The 15,747-nt window shown below is 74.2% G+C and carries 14 protein-coding genes and 1 riboswitch; of the genes, 8 read left to right on the top strand and 6 right to left on the bottom strand.

Features of this window, described 5'->3' with window-relative positions; all coding sequences use genetic code 11:
* Positions 1-14: 14 nt before the first annotated feature.
* Positions 15-1,292 carry a PP2C family protein-serine/threonine phosphatase gene (locus ACFVNO_RS16595; protein ID WP_220562889.1) on the bottom strand — a complete coding sequence of 426 codons (1,278 nt, stop codon included), beginning with the start codon at positions 1,290-1,292 and terminating at the stop codon, positions 15-17.
* Between the two features lie 453 nt (positions 1,293-1,745).
* Here ACFVNO_RS16595 and ACFVNO_RS16590 point away from each other — a divergent pair, with 453 nt between their 5' ends.
* The 3 genes from ACFVNO_RS16590 to ACFVNO_RS16580 all read left to right on the top strand — a co-directional run bounded on the left by ACFVNO_RS16590 (position 1,746) and on the right by ACFVNO_RS16580 (position 3,578).
* Positions 1,746-2,423, top strand: a complete 678-nt coding sequence (locus ACFVNO_RS16590; RefSeq protein ID WP_355269009.1) for a biliverdin-producing heme oxygenase — start codon at positions 1,746-1,748, stop codon at positions 2,421-2,423.
* Between the two features lie 94 nt (positions 2,424-2,517).
* On the top strand, positions 2,518-3,177 hold the full coding sequence (locus tag ACFVNO_RS16585; RefSeq protein ID WP_355269010.1) for a TetR/AcrR family transcriptional regulator: 660 nt from the start codon (positions 2,518-2,520) through the stop codon (positions 3,175-3,177).
* Positions 3,178-3,308: 131 nt separating this feature from the next.
* Positions 3,309-3,578, top strand: coding sequence for a hypothetical protein (locus ACFVNO_RS16580; protein ID WP_378893453.1), 270 nt, complete (start codon positions 3,309-3,311; stop codon positions 3,576-3,578).
* 326 nt (positions 3,579-3,904) lie between these two features.
* Here the strand turns inward: ACFVNO_RS16580 and ACFVNO_RS16575 are convergent, their stop codons facing one another.
* A complete protein-coding gene (locus ACFVNO_RS16575) occupies positions 3,905-4,816 on the bottom strand; it encodes a 3'-5' exonuclease (RefSeq protein ID WP_355269014.1) in 912 nt (303 codons plus the stop codon).
* A 186-nt stretch (positions 4,817-5,002) separates the two neighbouring features.
* Between ACFVNO_RS16575 and ACFVNO_RS16570 the strand changes: the two genes are divergently transcribed.
* Both ACFVNO_RS16570 and ACFVNO_RS16565 read left to right on the top strand, forming a co-directional pair.
* Entirely contained in the window at positions 5,003-5,965 is a 963-nt protein-coding gene (locus tag ACFVNO_RS16570; protein ID WP_378893450.1) for an asparaginase, read from the top strand.
* 11 nt (positions 5,966-5,976) lie between these two features.
* Positions 5,977-7,197, top strand: a complete 1,221-nt coding sequence (locus ACFVNO_RS16565; protein ID WP_378893447.1) for an NAD(P)/FAD-dependent oxidoreductase — start codon at positions 5,977-5,979, stop codon at positions 7,195-7,197.
* Here the strand turns inward: ACFVNO_RS16565 and ACFVNO_RS16560 are convergent.
* On the bottom strand, positions 7,181-7,372 hold the full coding sequence (locus ACFVNO_RS16560) for a ferredoxin (RefSeq protein ID WP_378893444.1): 192 nt from the start codon (positions 7,370-7,372) through the stop codon (positions 7,181-7,183). The genes ACFVNO_RS16565 and ACFVNO_RS16560 overlap by 17 nt on opposite strands.
* A 132-nt stretch (positions 7,373-7,504) precedes the next feature.
* Between ACFVNO_RS16560 and ACFVNO_RS16555 the strand changes: the two genes are divergently transcribed.
* Positions 7,505-9,448 (top strand): DUF4153 domain-containing protein, encoded by a 1,944-nt coding sequence (locus tag ACFVNO_RS16555; RefSeq protein WP_378893441.1) that lies wholly within the window; start codon positions 7,505-7,507, stop codon positions 9,446-9,448.
* A gap of 36 nt (positions 9,449-9,484) precedes the next feature.
* On the opposite strand, the gene pip is transcribed toward ACFVNO_RS16555, so the two are convergent.
* Positions 9,485-10,441 (bottom strand): prolyl aminopeptidase, encoded by a 957-nt coding sequence (gene pip / locus ACFVNO_RS16550; RefSeq protein WP_355269020.1) that lies wholly within the window; start codon positions 10,439-10,441, stop codon positions 9,485-9,487.
* Positions 10,442-10,545: 104 nt separating this feature from the next.
* Entirely contained in the window at positions 10,546-11,415 is an 870-nt protein-coding gene (locus ACFVNO_RS16545; RefSeq protein WP_355269022.1) for a DUF4429 domain-containing protein, read from the bottom strand.
* Between the two features lie 190 nt (positions 11,416-11,605).
* On the opposite strand from ACFVNO_RS16545, the gene ACFVNO_RS16540 reads away from it, so the two are divergent.
* Positions 11,606-13,324: an AMP-binding protein gene (locus tag ACFVNO_RS16540; protein WP_355269024.1), complete on the top strand. Its 1,719-nt coding sequence runs from the start codon at positions 11,606-11,608 to the stop codon at positions 13,322-13,324.
* Between the two features lie 189 nt (positions 13,325-13,513).
* A complete protein-coding gene (locus tag ACFVNO_RS16535; RefSeq protein ID WP_355269026.1) occupies positions 13,514-14,572 on the top strand; it encodes a 3-deoxy-7-phosphoheptulonate synthase in 1,059 nt (352 codons plus the stop codon).
* A gap of 80 nt (positions 14,573-14,652) precedes the next feature.
* Here ACFVNO_RS16535 and ACFVNO_RS16530 read toward each other — a convergent pair whose 3' ends face one another.
* A complete protein-coding gene (locus ACFVNO_RS16530; protein ID WP_378893436.1) occupies positions 14,653-15,468 on the bottom strand; it encodes a penicillin binding protein transpeptidase domain-containing protein in 816 nt (271 codons plus the stop codon).
* 173 nt (positions 15,469-15,641) lie between these two features.
* Positions 15,642-15,742, top strand: a riboswitch (glycine riboswitch).
* Positions 15,743-15,747: the final 5 nt, after the last annotated feature.

Genomic DNA, 15,747 nt, shown 5'->3' with positions numbered 1-15,747 from the left:
CTCCCCGGGAGGTGTCACTCCCGGTCTCCGTTGTTCTCCCCGTGGTCGTCGTGGGTGATGAGGAGCATCGCCACGTCGTCCTGGAGCGGTCCCCCGTTGCTGCGTTCGGCCTCGTCCACCACGTGCTCGGGCAGGCGGGCCAGGGAGACGCCCTGTTCCAGGATGCCGGTGACCAGCCGGCGCAGGCCCGCGACCTCCAGGCGCGCGGGCGGTTCCCCGTCGTAGGCGTCGACCAGGCCGTCCGTGTACATCAGCAGGCTGGAGCCGCGCGGCAGGCGGACCTCGTCGACGTCGGCGTCCTCCACCGGGAAGACGCCGAGCGGGGGCTGGGGGGTGACCGGGGTCTCCGCCACGGAGGTGTCCCGGACGATCATGGGCGGCGGGTGGCCCAGCACGCGCAGCCGGACCCGGTCGTCGCCGGTGTCCATGCTGGCCATGCACAGGGTCGCGTACATCTCCTCCTGGGCCCGCTCGCTGACGAGGATGGCCTCCAGGTTGGGCAGCACCGTGGACTCGGCGACCCCGGCCATGATGAGCGTCCGCCAGGCGATGCGCAGGCTGACGCCCAGCGCGGCCTCGTCGGGGCCGTGGCCGCTGACGTCGCCGATGATGACGTGGGTGGTGCCGTCCTTCTCGACCGCGTCGTAGAAGTCGCCGCCGACGATGGCGCGCTTGCGGCCGGGCCGGTAGTAGGTGCGGTGGCTGAGCGGCGAGCGCTGGAGCAGCACCTGGGGCAGCAGGCCGCGTTCCAGGCGCATGTTCTCGCGGGCGCGCAGGCGTGCCTCGCGGAGCTGGTGGGCGTTCTCGTCGGCGCGGCGGCGCTCCAGGGAGTAGCGCAGGCTGCGGCCCAGCAGGGAGCCGTCGACCTGGCCCTTGACGAGGTAGTCCTGGGCTCCGGCGGAGACGGCGGCGACGCCCTCGTGCTCGTCGTCCAGGCCGGTGAGGACCACGACGGCCGCCGACGGCGCGCTCTGGAGGACCTCGCGGAGCAGGTCCAGGCCGTGCGCGTCGGGCAGGTTGAGGTCGAGCAGGACGCAGCCGCGGAAGCCCTTGAGGTGGTCCCGGGCCTCCTCGAGGGTGGCGACCCAGGTGATCCGGGTGGTGAGCGCTGTCTCGGCGAGCAGTTCCTCGGCCAGGAAGGCGTCGCCCGCATCGTCCTCGATCAGCAGGACGTCAACCGATTCGACGGCAGCCTCCACCCGTTCGTTCAGGACGGCGTCGCCCAGGGCGGCGCGGCCGTCGGCGGCCACGCCGTCAGCGGGGGCGGTGTGCGCCGTCCCCGTGCCGATCACCGTCGTGGGATCGTGCCCTGTTCTCCTGGTATCCACTCATCGCCTTCGGTCTGACGGTCCGCGGGCGCTCGCCGTCGCGCCGCGTGGGCCCGAGACGGACACCCCGGGGCGGTTCGGACCGCATGGCTCCCCAAAAGATAAACGCCCCGGGGACCTGTTGACCAGCAGGCGTGGGGGAGACACATCCGACGGATCCGCGGGGAACCCCGTCGTCGGAGGGGGTCGGCGGGCCGGAACCGGCTGGGGGCCGGGGTTTGCGCGGGGCCGCCGGGGGCGGTCCGCGGGCGCGTGCAGGGGCATGTGCACGAAGGCGGCGCCTGTGAGGCCGCACACAGGCTAAGCGACATCGCCCGGGTTTTTTATGACAGCCTGTCGTATCCTCCTTGAAGGAAGGCTCGCCTAAATGACATCATGTCATCAAAGGCACCGATCGAGGAAGTACGGAGAACGCGGATGAGCGTCACGGCCGAAGCCCCCTCCACGGCCCCCGACTCGGAGCTGTTCTCCGAGCGGCTCAAGGCGGCCACCTGGAGCGCCCACCAGGCCGCCGAGGACCACGGGTTCACCCGGGCCCTGATGTCCGGCACCCTCCCCGTGGCCGGGTACACCGCGATGGTCGCCCAGCACTACTTCGCCTACGTCGCGCTGGAGGAGGTCGGCCGCGCCCTGGCCGGCGACCCCCTGGCCGGCCGGTTCCACTACCCCGAACTGGAGCGCGTGCCCGCGCTCGTGACCGACCTGGAGCACCTGCTCGGCCCCGACTGGCGCGGGAGGATCGAGCCGACCCCCGCCACCCGCACCTACGTGGCGCGCATCGAGCAGATGGCCGACCGCCCCGAGGGCTTCATCGCCCACCACTACACCCGGTACATGGGCGACGTCTCCGGCGGCCAGTTCATCCGCCGCACCGCCGCGGAGGCCTACGGGCTCACGGACGGGGCCGGGGTCGCCTTCTACGTGTTCGACCGCCTGGGCAGCCTGCCCCGGTTCCGCGCGGGCTACCGCGAGCGGCTGGACTCCCTGGAGATGGACGCCGCCACCGCCGACCGGCTCATCGCCGAGACCCGCCTGGCCTACCAGCTCAACACGGAGGTGTTCGCCGACCTGGGCCGACTGCACACCGCCCGCTGACGACAACGGCGCCCCGGGCGCGCGCCCCCGGGAGGACACCGCGGAGGAGGCCGGACCGTGCGGTCCGGCCCCTTCGGCGTGCCACCATAGAGGAATGCCCAAGATCACGGCGCCCACCATCGCCGCCCACCGTGCCCGCACACGGGAGCGCATCATGGAGGCTGTCGACGAGCTCATCCGCTCGCAGGGGATCGACCGCGTCTCCATGACCGACGTCGCCAACGCCGCGGGCATCACCCGCACCGCGCTCTACAACTACTTCCCGGACAAGCCCACCCTGCTGCTGGCGTTCACCGAGGAGGTGAACAACCGCTTCGTGGAGGACTACCGGCGCGAGCTGCCCTCGGGGGTCTCCGCGGCCCGGCGGCTGTCGGCTTTCGTCCGCCTCCAGCTCCAGGGCATCATGGCGCACCCGCACCCGCCTGCGGCCGAGCTCGGCGCCAGCCTGGGCCCGCAGGCCTACCAGGCGCTGGCCGCCCACGTCGCCCCGATGCAGAGCCTGCTCACCGAGATCCTGGAGGAGGGGATCGCGGACGGCGAGTTCGACGCGATGCCCCCCGAGGCGGTCGCCCGGCTGACCCTGTCGATGGTCGGCTCCCAGCGGATCCCCCTGGTGAGCGGCGAGATCGACCCGGAGGAGACGCACGCCCTGGTCACCCGGTTCGTGCTGCGCGCCCTGGGTGTGGAGACCGAAACCGTGGACACCATCGTCCCCAACCGGACCACCACGGAGACCGTCGGCGACGACGCATGAGCGGCGGGTGATAACGGACCGCCCGTAACGGGCGCTTCGGTGGCGATCGGGTGATACCGAGTCGAGAATCGCGGCCCGGATCCGGTAGGAATCATGACCCCGGACCCGAGTCGTGAAGGTTCACCCCCGCCGTGTCTCTCGTGCTGCTGGCGATCGGCGCCGTGCTGGTGCTGGTCGCGATGTCCAACAGGCTGCCCCGCTACGTCCCGCCCCGCCCCGTGCGCGCCCCCGCCCGCGGCGGGTCCGCCACGCGCACCGCCACACGGGCCCCGGCGCGGTCCGCCGGCCCCCGGCTGCGGCTGGTCCCGGCCCGCCTCACCGAACAGGGCCGCGCCCTGCTCACCACCCTGGGCGGCAGCGCGATGATCGTCGCGTTCTTCCTCGCCCTCTCCGGCTACTAGGGGCCCCTCGGGCCGCCCCTCGCGACGCCGCCTGCGCTTGGACGGTCGGCCCCGGGGCCGACCCGCGCCGGTCGTCTCCCGAGAGATCGCCTCGCGGCCGCCCGCGCCCGTTCGACGCAGACATCGAACCGCACGAGAGCACCCACCGAACACACCCCGGGAGCACGGCACCGCAGGGGCGCTCGGCCGGGCCTCTCGCGGGGGTCGCCCGGCGGCCGCCCGTGCCCGTTCGGCGCGGGCGCCGAACCGCACGGGAGCACCCACCGGACACACCCCGGGAGCACGGCACCACAGGGGCGCTCGCGGGATCGCCCGGAGGTCGTCCCCTAGCGGCGGCGCAGGCGGCGGCCCAGGCCGGCCAGCAGTCCGCCGGCCGCCAGGCCGCCGGCCACCGCGGCGGCCGCCGCGAGGCGGCGGCGCGCCCGCGCGTCCCGGTGCGCCGCCATCTCCGCGATCGCCCGGTCCGAGGGGCCGAACGCCCCGCCGCACAGGAAGGGGTCCAGCTCCAGGGGGCGCCAGCGCGCGCCCGGCCACGGGCGCGGGACGAACAGGTCCGGCGGGGTGGAGGTGCGCGGCTTCCAGCGCACGGCCTCCGAGGGCGCGCCCGAGGGCACCGGGACCCTGCGGCGCAGCGGGACCGCGACCGGCTCGGGCTCGGCACCGTGGTAGCGCAGCTCACCCGGGGCGTTGGCGATCATCTCCACCAGCAGGCGGGCGCAGGCGCGGGCGTCGCCCAGGGCGGTGTGCTGCCCGGTCGGCCACACGCCGCTGAGCGCGTGCGAGGCCTTGGGCAGCGAGTAGCGCTCCAGCCTGACCTGCGCGCGCAGGGCCCGCAGCGTGCACAGCCCCGGCAGCCCCTCGGGCAGGCCGACGGGGACCAGCTCCGAGGCCAGGAAGCGCTGCTCGAAGTCGAGGTTGTGGCCCACCACCACCGCGCCCGAGAGCAGCCGGACCAGTTCCGGCACCACCTCGTCGACGGACGGGGCGCCGATGACGTCGCCGTCGCCGATGCCGTGGAACTCACGGCCGGCCACGTCCGCGCGCGGGTCCACCAGGGTGGTGAACTCCCGCAGCAGGGTGCCGTCGCCGCGCACCCGCACCACGGCGATCTCGACGATGCGGGCGCCCGTGCGCGGGTCCAGGCCGGTGGTCTCGGTGTCGAGCACCGCGTACTCCAGGTCCGCCGCCCGGATGCCGCCCCTGCGCCGGGTCAGCGTCCCCATCCGCAGCGTTCCCATGCCCGTCCCTTCGTTGAAAACCACCGGCTCCACGGCCATGACCCTACTCCCCGGCACCGACGGCCCGGCCCGCGGTGCTTCCGCGCTCCCGGTGGAAACGGAAGAAAGAGACCCGGGGTAACGTTCTGACGCATGTCCGTACACCCCCGGACACTCCACGCACCCCTCGACGATGAGGAGACCCGTATGACCAGAACCCCGCTGCCCGAGTACGTGCCCCTCGCCGAGGTGACCCGTTCCGGGATGCGCGAGAGCGTGCACTACGGGGCGGTCGTCGGTCTGTCCGCCGACGGGCGCATCGCCCACGCGCGCGGACCGGTGCACCAGCCGATGTTCCCCCGCTCCTCCGCCAAGCCGTTCCAGGCCGTGGCGATGCTGCGCGCCGGCGCCCCGCTGTCCGGGCCCTCCCTGGCGATCGCGGCGGGCAGCCACGGCGGCGAGCCCCTGCACGAGGAGCGCGCCCGGCTGATCCTCGCCGAGGCGGGGCTCACCCCCGACGCGCTGCGCTGTCCGCCCGAAATCCCCGGCGGCTCCGAGGCCCGCCGCGAGTTCGTCCGCTCCGGGCGCGAGCCCGAGCGCCTCCTGATGAACTGCTCGGGCAAGCACGCGGGCATGCTCGCCGCCTGCGTCGCGCGGGGGTGGACCACCGAGGACTACCTCGACCCGGGGCACCCCCTCCAGGTGCTCGTCCGCGAGACCACCGAGGACCTGTGCGGCGAGGAGGTCGCCCACACCGCCGTCGACGGCTGCGGGGCGCCCCAGCTGGCCGTCTCCCTGGCGGGGCTGGCCCGGGGGCTGTGGCGGATGCGCACCGCGCCCGAGGGCTCGCCCGAGCGCGCGGTCCTCGCGGCCATGAGCGCCCACCCCGAGTACGTGTCCGGCACCGGCCGGGTGGACACCGACCTGATGACCCGCATGCCCGGCCTGGTGTCCAAGATCGGCGCCGACGGGGTGCTGGTCCTGTCCGCGCCCTCCGGGGAGGCCGTCGCCGTCAAGATCAGCGACGGGGACGCCGCGGAGCGGGCGCGTACGCTGGTCGCACTCGACGCCCTGCGCTCCCTGGGCGTGGACGTCTCCCCCGTCCGGGACCGGCTTCGGGTGGACGTCTACGGCGGCGGCGCGCCCGTCGGCGAGGTCCGTCCGCTCTGATCGGAGGCACAGTGCGAAACATCGTCATCGTCGGCGCCGGGATGGCGGGGCTGCACACCGCGGCGGCCCTGCGCGAACGCGGTTTCGAGGGCCGTGTCACCCTCATCGGCGAGGAGCCCCACCGGCCCTACTCCCGGCCGCCGCTCTCCAAGGAGGCGCTGACCGGGGCGGGCCTGGACCCGGGCCCCCTGGCGGGCCACCGGGCGCTGCGGCTGCTGGAGGACGCCGAGGTCGACGCCCTGGACCTGGACTTCCGTCCGGGCACCCGGGCACTCGGCCTGGACACCGCCTCCCGCACGGTGAAGCTCGACGACGGCGACGCCCCCTACGACGGCCTGGTGGTCGCGACGGGCGCCCGGGCCCGCCGCCCGGACACCGGCCTGGCGGGGGTGCACGTGCTGCGCACCCTGGAGGACGCCGAGGCGGTGCGCGCGGGGATCGCCGAGCACGGGCGCCTGGTGGTCGTGGGCGCCGGGTTCGTCGGCGCCGAGGTGGCGGCGAGCGCCCGTGCCCTGGGCGCCGAGGTCACCCTGGTGGAGGCGGCCCCCACACCGCTGACCAGGGTGGTCGACCCGCGGCTGGGAACGGTGCTGACCGACCTGCACCGGGAGAACGGCGTGGACGTGCGCCTGGGCGTCGGGGTCGACGCCTACGAGGGCTCCGGACGGGTCGAGCGCGTGCGGCTCGCCGACGGGGAGGCCGTCGAGGCGCCCCTGGTGGTGGCGGGCATCGGCGTGCGCCTCAACACCGAGTGGCTCCAGGGGGCGCTCGACCTCATGCCCGACGGGTCGGTGCGCTGCGACGAGTACTCGGCGGCGTCCGCCCCCGGCGTGTACGCGGTCGGCGACCTCGCGAACTGGCCGCACCCCCGCTACGGCGGGCGCATCCGCCTGGAGCACTGGACCAACGCCGGGGAGCAGGCCGCGGCGGCCGCGCACAACCTGCTCGCCGCCCCGCGGGAGCGCAGGCCCTTCACTCCGGTGCCCTACTTCTGGTCGGACCAATACAAAATGAAGATCCAGCTGCTGGGACAGGGCGCCCCGGCCGATGAGGTCGCCGTCGTCCACGGGTCCGTGCAGGACCGTAAGTTCGTGGCGTTCCTCGGCCGGGGCGGCATGCTGACGGGCGTCCTGGGGCTGCGGTCCACCCCGCGCACCATGCGGTACCGGGGACTGCTGGAGCGGCCGACCACCTGGGAGGACGCCCTGGCGGCGGTCAGTCCGCGACCGTGATGGCCCGCTTGGGGCACAGCTTCTCGGCCTGGCGGACCCGGTCGTGGAACGCGGCGGGCGGCTCCTCGGTGAGCAGGTACAGGAAGTCGTCGTCCCTGACCTCGAAGACCTCGGGGGCGACGCCCATGCACAGGGCGTTGCTCTCGCACAGGTCGTAGTCGACCTCGACTCGCATGGTGTGACTCCTCGCGCGGATGGAAGTGTCCTACCGCACACTACGCCGGTGTCTCCGTGAACCGGCGGGCGAGGCCGGGAGTCCCACGCTGTACGGGGATCCCCCCGTCCAGCGTCCGAGCCGAGGGACACCATGGCAGTTCCCGAAACCCCGCACACCCACCACCCCCCGTACCCGCCGTACCTCCCGCCGGCCTACCGGCCCAGGCCGGTGCTGCCCAGGGCGCCGGGCTGGCTGCTCATCGCGGTCCTGGCGGTGGGGACGTTCTCCTCGCTGTTCGCCTCCCTGGCCCGCCCGGGCCTGGGGCTGGTGCTCACCGGGCTCCTGGCGGGGCTGACCGCCCTGGTCGCGCTCCTGGTCCGCCCGGCCATCCCGGAGGCCCCCGTGGCGGCCGGGGACGGCGACGGGCCCGGAGACGGGGACGGTCCGGAGGAGGACCGGTGGGAAGCGGAGGAGGACGGGGGAACGGCGGACGCCGACCCGGACCCCGGTCCCGACGACCGCCCCGGCGCCGCGGACGGGGACCGGGACGAGGCCCCTGAGGACCCCGGCACACCCGCCGCCGAGGACACCGAAAACGCCGAAGCCCTCGAGGCCCCCGAGGCCCCCGAGGACGGGGACACCGGCGGGGCCCCGGACGCGGACGGGCGGGAACCCGCCCGGAGCTCCCCGGCCGACGCCGACGCCTCGGCCCCGGCCGCCTGGGACGGCTGGGAGCCCGCGCCCGGCGGCGGCTGGCGCCCCGCGGGCGGCCCGGTGGAGGAGGTCGGCGAGCCCGACCGCTACTCCCACGCCTGGGCGGCGATCTTCGGGGTGATCGCGACCGCCCTGCTCTTCACCGCCCTGTTCCGCGACGCCGGATGGCTGCTGTTCTGGACGCTCGCCGGCGCGTTCCTGACCGCCTCGCTGGCCTTCGCCGTCCGCGGCCCCCTCTCGCGCAGCGGCACGGTGGGCGTCGCCGCGGGCGCGTTCGCGCTGGTGCGCAACCTCTTCGCCACGCCGCGCTTCCTGCTGAGCCCCCTCCAGAACAGCCGGACCCGGCTGCTGCTGGGCCCCGCGGTGCTCACCGCCCTGGTCACCACGGCGCTGCTGCTGGTCTTCGGGCTGCTGTTCTCGTTCGCCGACACCGTGTTCGCCCACTACGTGGCCGACCTCTTCACCCCGCTGACCGAGGGCACCTCGTTCTCCGAGGGGATCGGCCGCCTGTTCCTCCTGGTGTTCACCGCCCTGTTCACCGGGTCCGCGGTGCTCACCGCACGGCGCCGCCGCCCCGCCCCCACCGCGCGCCCCGAGCGGGAGGCCCGGATGCCGGTGTGGGCGTGGACCATCCCCCTGGGCGCGCTGACCGCGCTGTTCGCCGCGTTCCTGGCGGTGCAGGCCGTCACCCTGTTCGGCGGCGACGACCACGTGCAAAGGGTGGTCGGGGTCACCTACGCCGAGTACGCCCGGCAGGGGTTCTTCCAGCTGGTGGTCGTCAGCGTCCTGGTCCTGGGCGTCATCGGCCTGTCCGCCCGGATCGTCCCCGCGCGCCCGCGCGGCGTCCGCCTGCTGCGCAACGCCCTGCTGGGGGCGCTGTGCGTGCTCACCCTGGTCATCCTCGCCTCGGCGATGTACCGCCTGCAGCTGTACATCGACGTGTTCGGCCTCACCCGGCTCCGGGCCGTCGCGGAGGCGTGGATCGTGTGGAGCGCCCTGGTGTTCGCACTGGTCATCGCCGCCGGGGTGCTCAACACCCTGGGGCGGCCCGCGGTGTGGCTGCCCCGGGTCGTGGCCGCCACGGCCGGGGTGTCGCTGGCCGTGTTCGCCTACGCGGACCCGGACCTGCGCATCGCCGAGAGCCACCTGGGCACCGAGCTGAACATGTCGGACGTCTGGTACCTGCGGGACCTGTCCGCCGACGCCGTCCCGGCCCTGGTCGAGCTGGAGGGCGAGGACCGCGCCTGCGTGCTCCAGCGGCAGTACTACCGCCTCGGGGACGACGGCCTCGCGTCCTGGAACCTGTCCCGGGAGCGGGCGGAGGAGCTGCTGCCCCCGCCCGCCGACCCGTACTCCTGCGTCGACCGCTACGACTGGTGACCCCTCCCGGGCGCGCCGGGGCGCGCCCGGGGCCCGTCACCGCGCGAAGCGGTCCGTCGCCTCGATGAGGCGGTCGAGGATGCCGGGTTCGCTGAACGCGTGCCCGGCGTCGTCGACGATGTGGAACTCCGCCTCCGGCCAGGCGCGGTGCAGGTCGTAGGCGGTGCGCACCGGGGTGCACACGTCGTAGCGGCCCTGCACGATCACCCCGGGGATGTGCCGGATCCGCTCGGCGCCCTCGATCAGCTGCTCCGGCGTGAAGAACCCCCTGTTGACGAAGAAGTGGTTCTCGATCCGGGCGAACGCCATCGCGTACTCGTCCTCGGCGTGGTGCTCCCGCAGCTCCTTGTTCGGCAGCAGGGTCACCGTGGAGCCCTCCCACACGCTCCACGCCCGCGCCGCCTCGACCCGGGTCTCGCGGTCGGGCGACTCCAGCCGCCGGGCGTAGGCGGCCATGAGGTCGCCGCGCTCCTCCTCGGGGATGGGCGCCAGATAGGACTCCCACAGGTCGGGGAACATCATGGACGCCCCCTCCTGGTAGAACCAGCGCAGCTCCTCGTCGCGCAGCGTGAAGATGCCGCGGAGGATCAGCTCGGTGACCCGGTCGGGGTGGGCCTGGGCGTAGGCCAGGGCCAGGCAGCTGCCCCACGACCCGCCGAAGACCTGCCAGGCCTGCACGCCGATCATCTCGCGCAGCCGCTCCATGTCCTCCACCAGCGTCCAGGTGGTGTTGGTGGACAGGTCGGTGTCCATCCTCCCGGCGTGCGGGGTGGAGCGACCGCAGTTGCGCTGGTCGAACAGCAGGATCCGGTACCGCTCCGGGTCGAACAGCCGCCGGTGGTCGGGCACGCAGCCGCCGCCGGGCCCGCCGTGCAGGAACACCACGGGCTTGCCCGCGGGGTTGCCGCACAGCTCCCAGTAGACGCGGTGTCCGTCGCCGACGTCGAGCATGCCCGAGTCGTACGGTTCGATGGGCGGGTACAGGGTGCGCACAGCGTGGCCTTTCCTGGGTGTTCGTCGTGTGCCCCGGAAAGGGTCTTCCGGGACGGGCCGGGCGGGGGGCGGCCGGGGTCCCTCCGGCGGGGGAACGGGGAAGGCTAGAGGCGGCCCAGGAGTTCGGCCTTCTTGTCGGCGAACTCCTGGTCGGTGAGCAGGCCCTCGGCGTGCAGGCGGCCCAGCTCGCGGATCTTGGCGAAGACCTCCTCGGCGCCGCCCGGCTCACCGCCCTCCAGGGCGGGCGCGGCGGGCGCGTCACCGATGTACGCGTTGATGGTGGCCGCCATCAGGAAGGTCTCCTCGGCGCCCTTGGAGCCGTGCGAGGCGAGCGTGAAGAAGTCGTTCTCCAGGGAGGTCGCCTCGGGCAGGGTGACCCCGCGCAGCACGACGCGCATGTACCCCTCCGTGACGTCGACCTGCGGGTGCCAGTCCACCGACTCGATCTCGGCCAGCCGGTACTCGCGGGACTTCTCCTTCTCCTTGGCGGTGCTGGCCAGCCACCCGTCCCACTGCAGGCGCACCTTCTCGCCGTCGAAGGAGGCCGACCCCTCGGCCGTGCGGGCCTGCACGGGGGGCCGGGCCACCAGGGCCCGGGCGACCTCGGTGCGGTCCAGCTCGCCGGCGAGGGTCTCGCGGGCGTAGCGGGCCAGGTCCCGGATCTTGTCGGCGACGTACTCGGCGACCAGCTCGGTGTCGTGGGGGCCGCTCAGGACCAGGGGGGTGAGCACGTCGCGGGCGGACGCGCCCGGCCTGGTGTAGGGGTCGAGCCCGGGGAGCAGGTCCAGCCGCAGCCGCCACCCGTGCTTGCGGTCGCCCCGGTAGAAGTCCGCCTCGCGCACCGCGGCCAGCGGGACCTCGGCGCCGCCCAGTGCCTTGAACAGCGTCGGCACCTTGCGTCCGGAATCGAAGCGGATCCGTACCGTCTCGTCGTCGATCCTCCAGAGGGCGTGGTGCCCGCGCAGTTCCTCCATGGCTCACCATCCTAGGGCGTGCCCGCCGGGCCCCCGCTTCTCCCGGCCGCCGGGGTCCGCGGCCCCTCCCGGGCCCGGCCCCCGCCGGGCGCACGGCGCGGGGCGATGGGTCGCCGGGGCGCATCGGGGGTAGAAACCGCAGCACACCGGCCCCGGAGCGAGGCGGGCGGAGATCCGAAAGGTCGAAGCGATGTCCAAAGAGGCGGCGGCCGAGGGTGCCGCGGAGTTCCGTGCGGCGCGCGATCTGCTCCTGCGGCTGCGGGAGGACCGCGAGGGCGCGCACCGGGAGTTCACCTGGCCCCGGCCCGAGGTGTTCAACTGGGCGCTGGACCATTTCGACGAGGTGGCGGAGCGGCGGCCGGACCGCACCGCTCTGTGGATCGTCGACGAGGACGGCTCGGAGGAGAAGCACACCTACCGGCGCATGTCGGAGCGCTCCTCCCAGGTCGCCAACTGGCTGCACGCCCAGGGCGTGCACGCGGGCGACCGCATCCTGGTGATGCTCGGCCCCCAGGTGGAGCTGTGGGAGATCACCCTGGCGGCCGTCAAGCTCGGCGCCGTGGTGGTGCCGACCGCCACCAACCTGACCGAGGGCGACCTGCTGGACCGGCTGGAGCGCGGCGAGATCGGGCACGTGGTGTGCTCCCCGGTGGACACGGCGAAGTTCGAGGGCCTGAGCGGCCACTGGACCCGCATCTGCGTGGGGTACATGGACGGCTGGCTCGGCTACCCCGACTCCGAGCACGCCGGCCTGGAGTTCCACCCGCCGCACCGCGTCGGCCCCGACGACCCCCTGCTCGTCTACTTCACCTCGGGCACCACCGCCACGCCCAAGCTCGTCGTGCACACCCAGCGCTCCTACCCGGTCGGGCACCTGTCCACCATGTACTGGCTGGGCGTGCGGCCGGGCGACGTGCACCTGAACGTGTCCGTCCCCGGCTGGGGCAAGCACGCCTACAGCAGCGTCTTCGGCCCCTGGAACGCCGAGGCGACGGTGCTGGTGGTGCGCCAGGACCGCTTCTCCCCCGAGCGCCTGCTGGACGAGATCGTGCGCTGCGGCGTCCACACCTTCTGCGCGCCGCCGACGGTGTGGCGGATGCTGGTGCAGACCGACCTGGCGTCGTGGAAGGTCCCCCTGCGCGAGGCCCTGGCCGCCGGGGAGCCGCTGAACGCGGAGGTGGTCGAGCACGTGCGCAGGGCGTGGGGCCTGACGGTGCGCGACGGGTTCGGCCAGACGGAGACCACCCTGCTGGTCGGCAACTCCCCCGGCCAGCGCGTGGTCCCCGGGTCGATGGGCCGCGAGATGCCCGGGTACCGGATCGTCCTGGTGGACCCGGTCACCGAGGAGCCGGGCGACACCGGCGAGATCTGCGTGGACCTGTCCGACGGGCCGGTGGGGATCATGAAGGGGTACGCGGACAGTCCCGACCTGACCCGGGCGGCGACCCGCCGGGGCCTGTTCCACACCGGGGATCTGGCCTCCCGGGAGGCCGACGGGCACATTACCTATATCGGTCGCGGCGACGATGTGTTCAAGGCCTCGGATTACCGCATCTCACCATTCGAACTCGAAAGCGTGCTCGTCGAACACGAATACGTGGCCGAGGCCGCGGTGGTCCCCTCCCCCGATCCGCTGCGGCTGGCGGTCGCCAAGGCGTTCGTGACCCCGGCCCCCGGGGTGCCGCCCACGGCGGAGACGGCGCGGGCGATCCTGGAGCACGTCCGCGGCCGCCTCTCCCCGTACAAGAGGGTCCGCCGCCTGGAGTTCGCCGAGTTGCCCAAGACCGTGTCGGGCAAGATCCGCCGGGTGCAGCTGCGCCGGGAGGAGGCCGAGCGCGGCCCCGTCGAGGACGGCTCGCGCCGCCCCGCCGAATTCTGGGAGGAGGACTTCGCCGACCCCGAGCCGTGAACCCGCGCGGGCACCCCCGAAGAAATGCGTCTCAGTGGGCGAGACGAACATTTCACCATTGTCGCCGTTACCGGCCCCCGCCGTGTGACCCTCGTCCGAAATACCGGCGTGATCGCGTTCCGGAGCCGCGGCCGCGCTAGTGTGCAGGGTGGCGGCACCGCACGAGCGAGGACACAGGGGAGCAGCAGCATGCCCAGCACCAACGACACAAGGGTGGTCGACTACAAGCCGCTCATCGCCCCCCGGGACCTGCTCTCGGAGCTTCCCCTGGGGACGGAGCGCACCGCCCTGGTCGAGCGCTCCCGCGCCGAGGTCAAGCGGGTCCTGGACGGTGAGGACGACCGCCTGCTGGTCGTCGTCGGCCCCTGCTCCGTGCACGACCGCGAGTCGGCCATGGACTACGCCCACCGGCTGATCGAGCTGGTCCCCTCGCTGAGCGAGGAGCTGTGCGTGGTCATGCGCGTGTACTTCGAGAAGCCGCGCACCACCGTCGGCTGGAAGGGCCTCATCAACGACCCCGGCCTCGACGACACCTACGACGTCCAGCGCGGCCTGCGCCTGGCCCGCGAGATCCTGCTGGACATCAACTCGCTGGGGCTGCCCGCGGGCACCGAGTTCCTCGACCCCATCACCCCGCAGTACATCGCCGACGCCGTGTCCTGGGGCGCGATCGGCGCCCGCACCACCGAGAGCCAGGTGCACCGCCAGCTGAGCAGCGGCCTGAGCACCCCGGTGGGCTTCAAGAACGGCACCGACGGCGACGTGCAGGTGGCCGTGGACGCGGTGGGCGCGGCCGCGGCCTCGCACACGTTCTTCGGTGTGGACCCGACCGGCGCCGGCTCGGTGGTCGTCACCGAGGGCAACCCCGACTGCCACGTCATCCTGCGCGGCGGCCGCACCGGTCCCAACCACGACGCCGCCTCGGTGGACGCCGCCCTGGACGTCATCGCCCGGGCGGGGTTGCCGCGCCGCCTGATGATCGACGCCAGCCACGCCAACAGCGGCAAGGACCACGAGCGCCAGCCGGGCGTGGCCGCCGAGATCGCCGCCCAGGTGGCCGAGGGCCAGCACGGCATCATCGGCGTCATGCTGGAGAGCTTCCTCGTCCCCGGCGCCCAGAAGCTGGGCGACCCGGCGGACCTGGTGTACGGCCAGTCCATCACCGACAAGTGCATGGGCTGGGACACCACCACCGAGGTGCTGACCACCCTGGCCGAGGCCGTCCGCGCCCGCCGCAAGACCGCCTAGCCGGCGCCCCTTCCGGACCCGCCGGGCCCCGCCCCGTCCGCCACGGGGCGGGGCCCGGCCGTCTCCCCCCGAGCCGTTCCCTACCGGGTGCCGGACTCCCGGGGCAGGACGTCCAGGGCCGCCAGCAGCTCGCGCCCCAGCGCCTCGCAGTCCCCGGCCCCACGCTCCCCCGTCTCCAGGCGCAGGGCGAAGGAGTGCGTCCGCTCCCCGGCGGCCACCCAGCCGACCCACCAGCCCGGCGCCCCGTCCCCGTCGCAGGCCGCGCGGCCGTGCAGCGTGTGCCCGGCGCCCTCCTCCACGAGGGTGGCCGCGTGCAGCGCCTCCTGGTGGGCGGCGTCCACCGGCAGCTCCCGGCGGGCCAGCCCGGCCAGGAACTCCGTCTGCTCCACCGCCGAGACCCCCAGCGGGCCCCGCGCCCAGAAGTCGCCGGAGCCGTCCTCCGGCGCGCCGATGTCGCGGTCGCCGTACTCGAACCGGTCCACCCACGTGGCCAGCCGGTCCCGGCCCACCCGCTCCACCGCGTCCCGGTGCGCCGCCCCGCCGGCGCCCACCACGGCCCCCGCGTCGGACACCGCGCCCGTCTGGAGCGCCACCAGCGCCGTCACCAGCTCGAACGTCTCCCCCGGCACCGCGCGCTCGCGCGCCCGCTCCGGGTCCACCAGCACCGAGGTGCGGTCCCGTGTGTCGTAGAGCACGAACGTGCCCGCCGCACCGGCCCGCTCGAACACCCCGGCCAGGTCCGCCCGCTCCACCGCGGCCACGTCGCCGCCCACCGCGGCGGCGTTGCCCGTCCCCGGGGCGGGGCCCGACTCCTCGCCCTCCTCCCGCGGGGCGGCACAGCCCAGCAGCGCCGCCAGCGCCGCACCGGCCACCGACGCGTAGCCGATCCGTCTCATCCTCCGCGTGTCCACCAGCACTCGGTCCCCCTCGGTGCACGAACCGCCACGACCCGTTCAGGGGACACGGTAACCCGTGCCCGCCCCCGCCGCCCGGGTTTCGCCCGCGCCGGTCGCGCGGGCGGTGCCGCCCTTGGGGGCGGCCACGGCCGCTGCTAGGCTGAACGTGTTGCTGACCCCGTACGGGAGAGTGCCCGCGCAGCCGGCGCGGGCCGCCGAAGGAGCAATCCCTCCCCGAAACAACCTCTCAGGCACAGTGGACCGTACGGGCGAGACCAC

The organism is Nocardiopsis sp. NPDC057823 (assembly GCF_042797335.1).
GTDB classification, from domain to species: Bacteria; Actinomycetota; Actinomycetes; order Streptosporangiales; family Streptosporangiaceae; genus Nocardiopsis; species Nocardiopsis changdeensis.
The sequence above is the reverse complement of the archived record's forward strand: the minus strand, read 5'-3'. Positions and strand labels throughout refer to the sequence as shown.

What these genes read in the sequence shown, in the direction of transcription:
- ACFVNO_RS16555 (WP_378893441.1), top strand. Translation starts at nt 7,505, where the DNA reads ATGGCAGTTCCCGAAACCCCGCACACCCACCACCCCCCGTACCCGCCG.
- ACFVNO_RS16535 (WP_355269026.1), top strand. Translation starts at nt 13,514, where the DNA reads ATGCCCAGCACCAACGACACAAGGGTGGTCGACTACAAGCCGCTCATC.
- ACFVNO_RS16570 (WP_378893450.1), top strand. Translation starts at nt 5,003, where the DNA reads ATGACCAGAACCCCGCTGCCCGAGTACGTGCCCCTCGCCGAGGTGACC.
- ACFVNO_RS16545 (WP_355269022.1), bottom strand. Translation starts at nt 11,415, where the DNA reads ATGGAGGAACTGCGCGGGCACCACGCCCTCTGGAGGATCGACGACGAG.
- ACFVNO_RS16575 (WP_355269014.1), bottom strand. Translation starts at nt 4,816, where the DNA reads ATGGGAACGCTGCGGATGGGGACGCTGACCCGGCGCAGGGGCGGCATC.
- ACFVNO_RS16540 (WP_355269024.1), top strand. Translation starts at nt 11,606, where the DNA reads ATGTCCAAAGAGGCGGCGGCCGAGGGTGCCGCGGAGTTCCGTGCGGCG.
- ACFVNO_RS16560 (WP_378893444.1), bottom strand. Translation starts at nt 7,372, where the DNA reads ATGCGAGTCGAGGTCGACTACGACCTGTGCGAGAGCAACGCCCTGTGC.
- ACFVNO_RS16530 (WP_378893436.1), bottom strand. Translation starts at nt 15,468, where the DNA reads ATGAGACGGATCGGCTACGCGTCGGTGGCCGGTGCGGCGCTGGCGGCG.
- ACFVNO_RS16590 (WP_355269009.1), top strand. Translation starts at nt 1,746, where the DNA reads ATGAGCGTCACGGCCGAAGCCCCCTCCACGGCCCCCGACTCGGAGCTG.
- ACFVNO_RS16585 (WP_355269010.1), top strand. Translation starts at nt 2,518, where the DNA reads ATGCCCAAGATCACGGCGCCCACCATCGCCGCCCACCGTGCCCGCACA.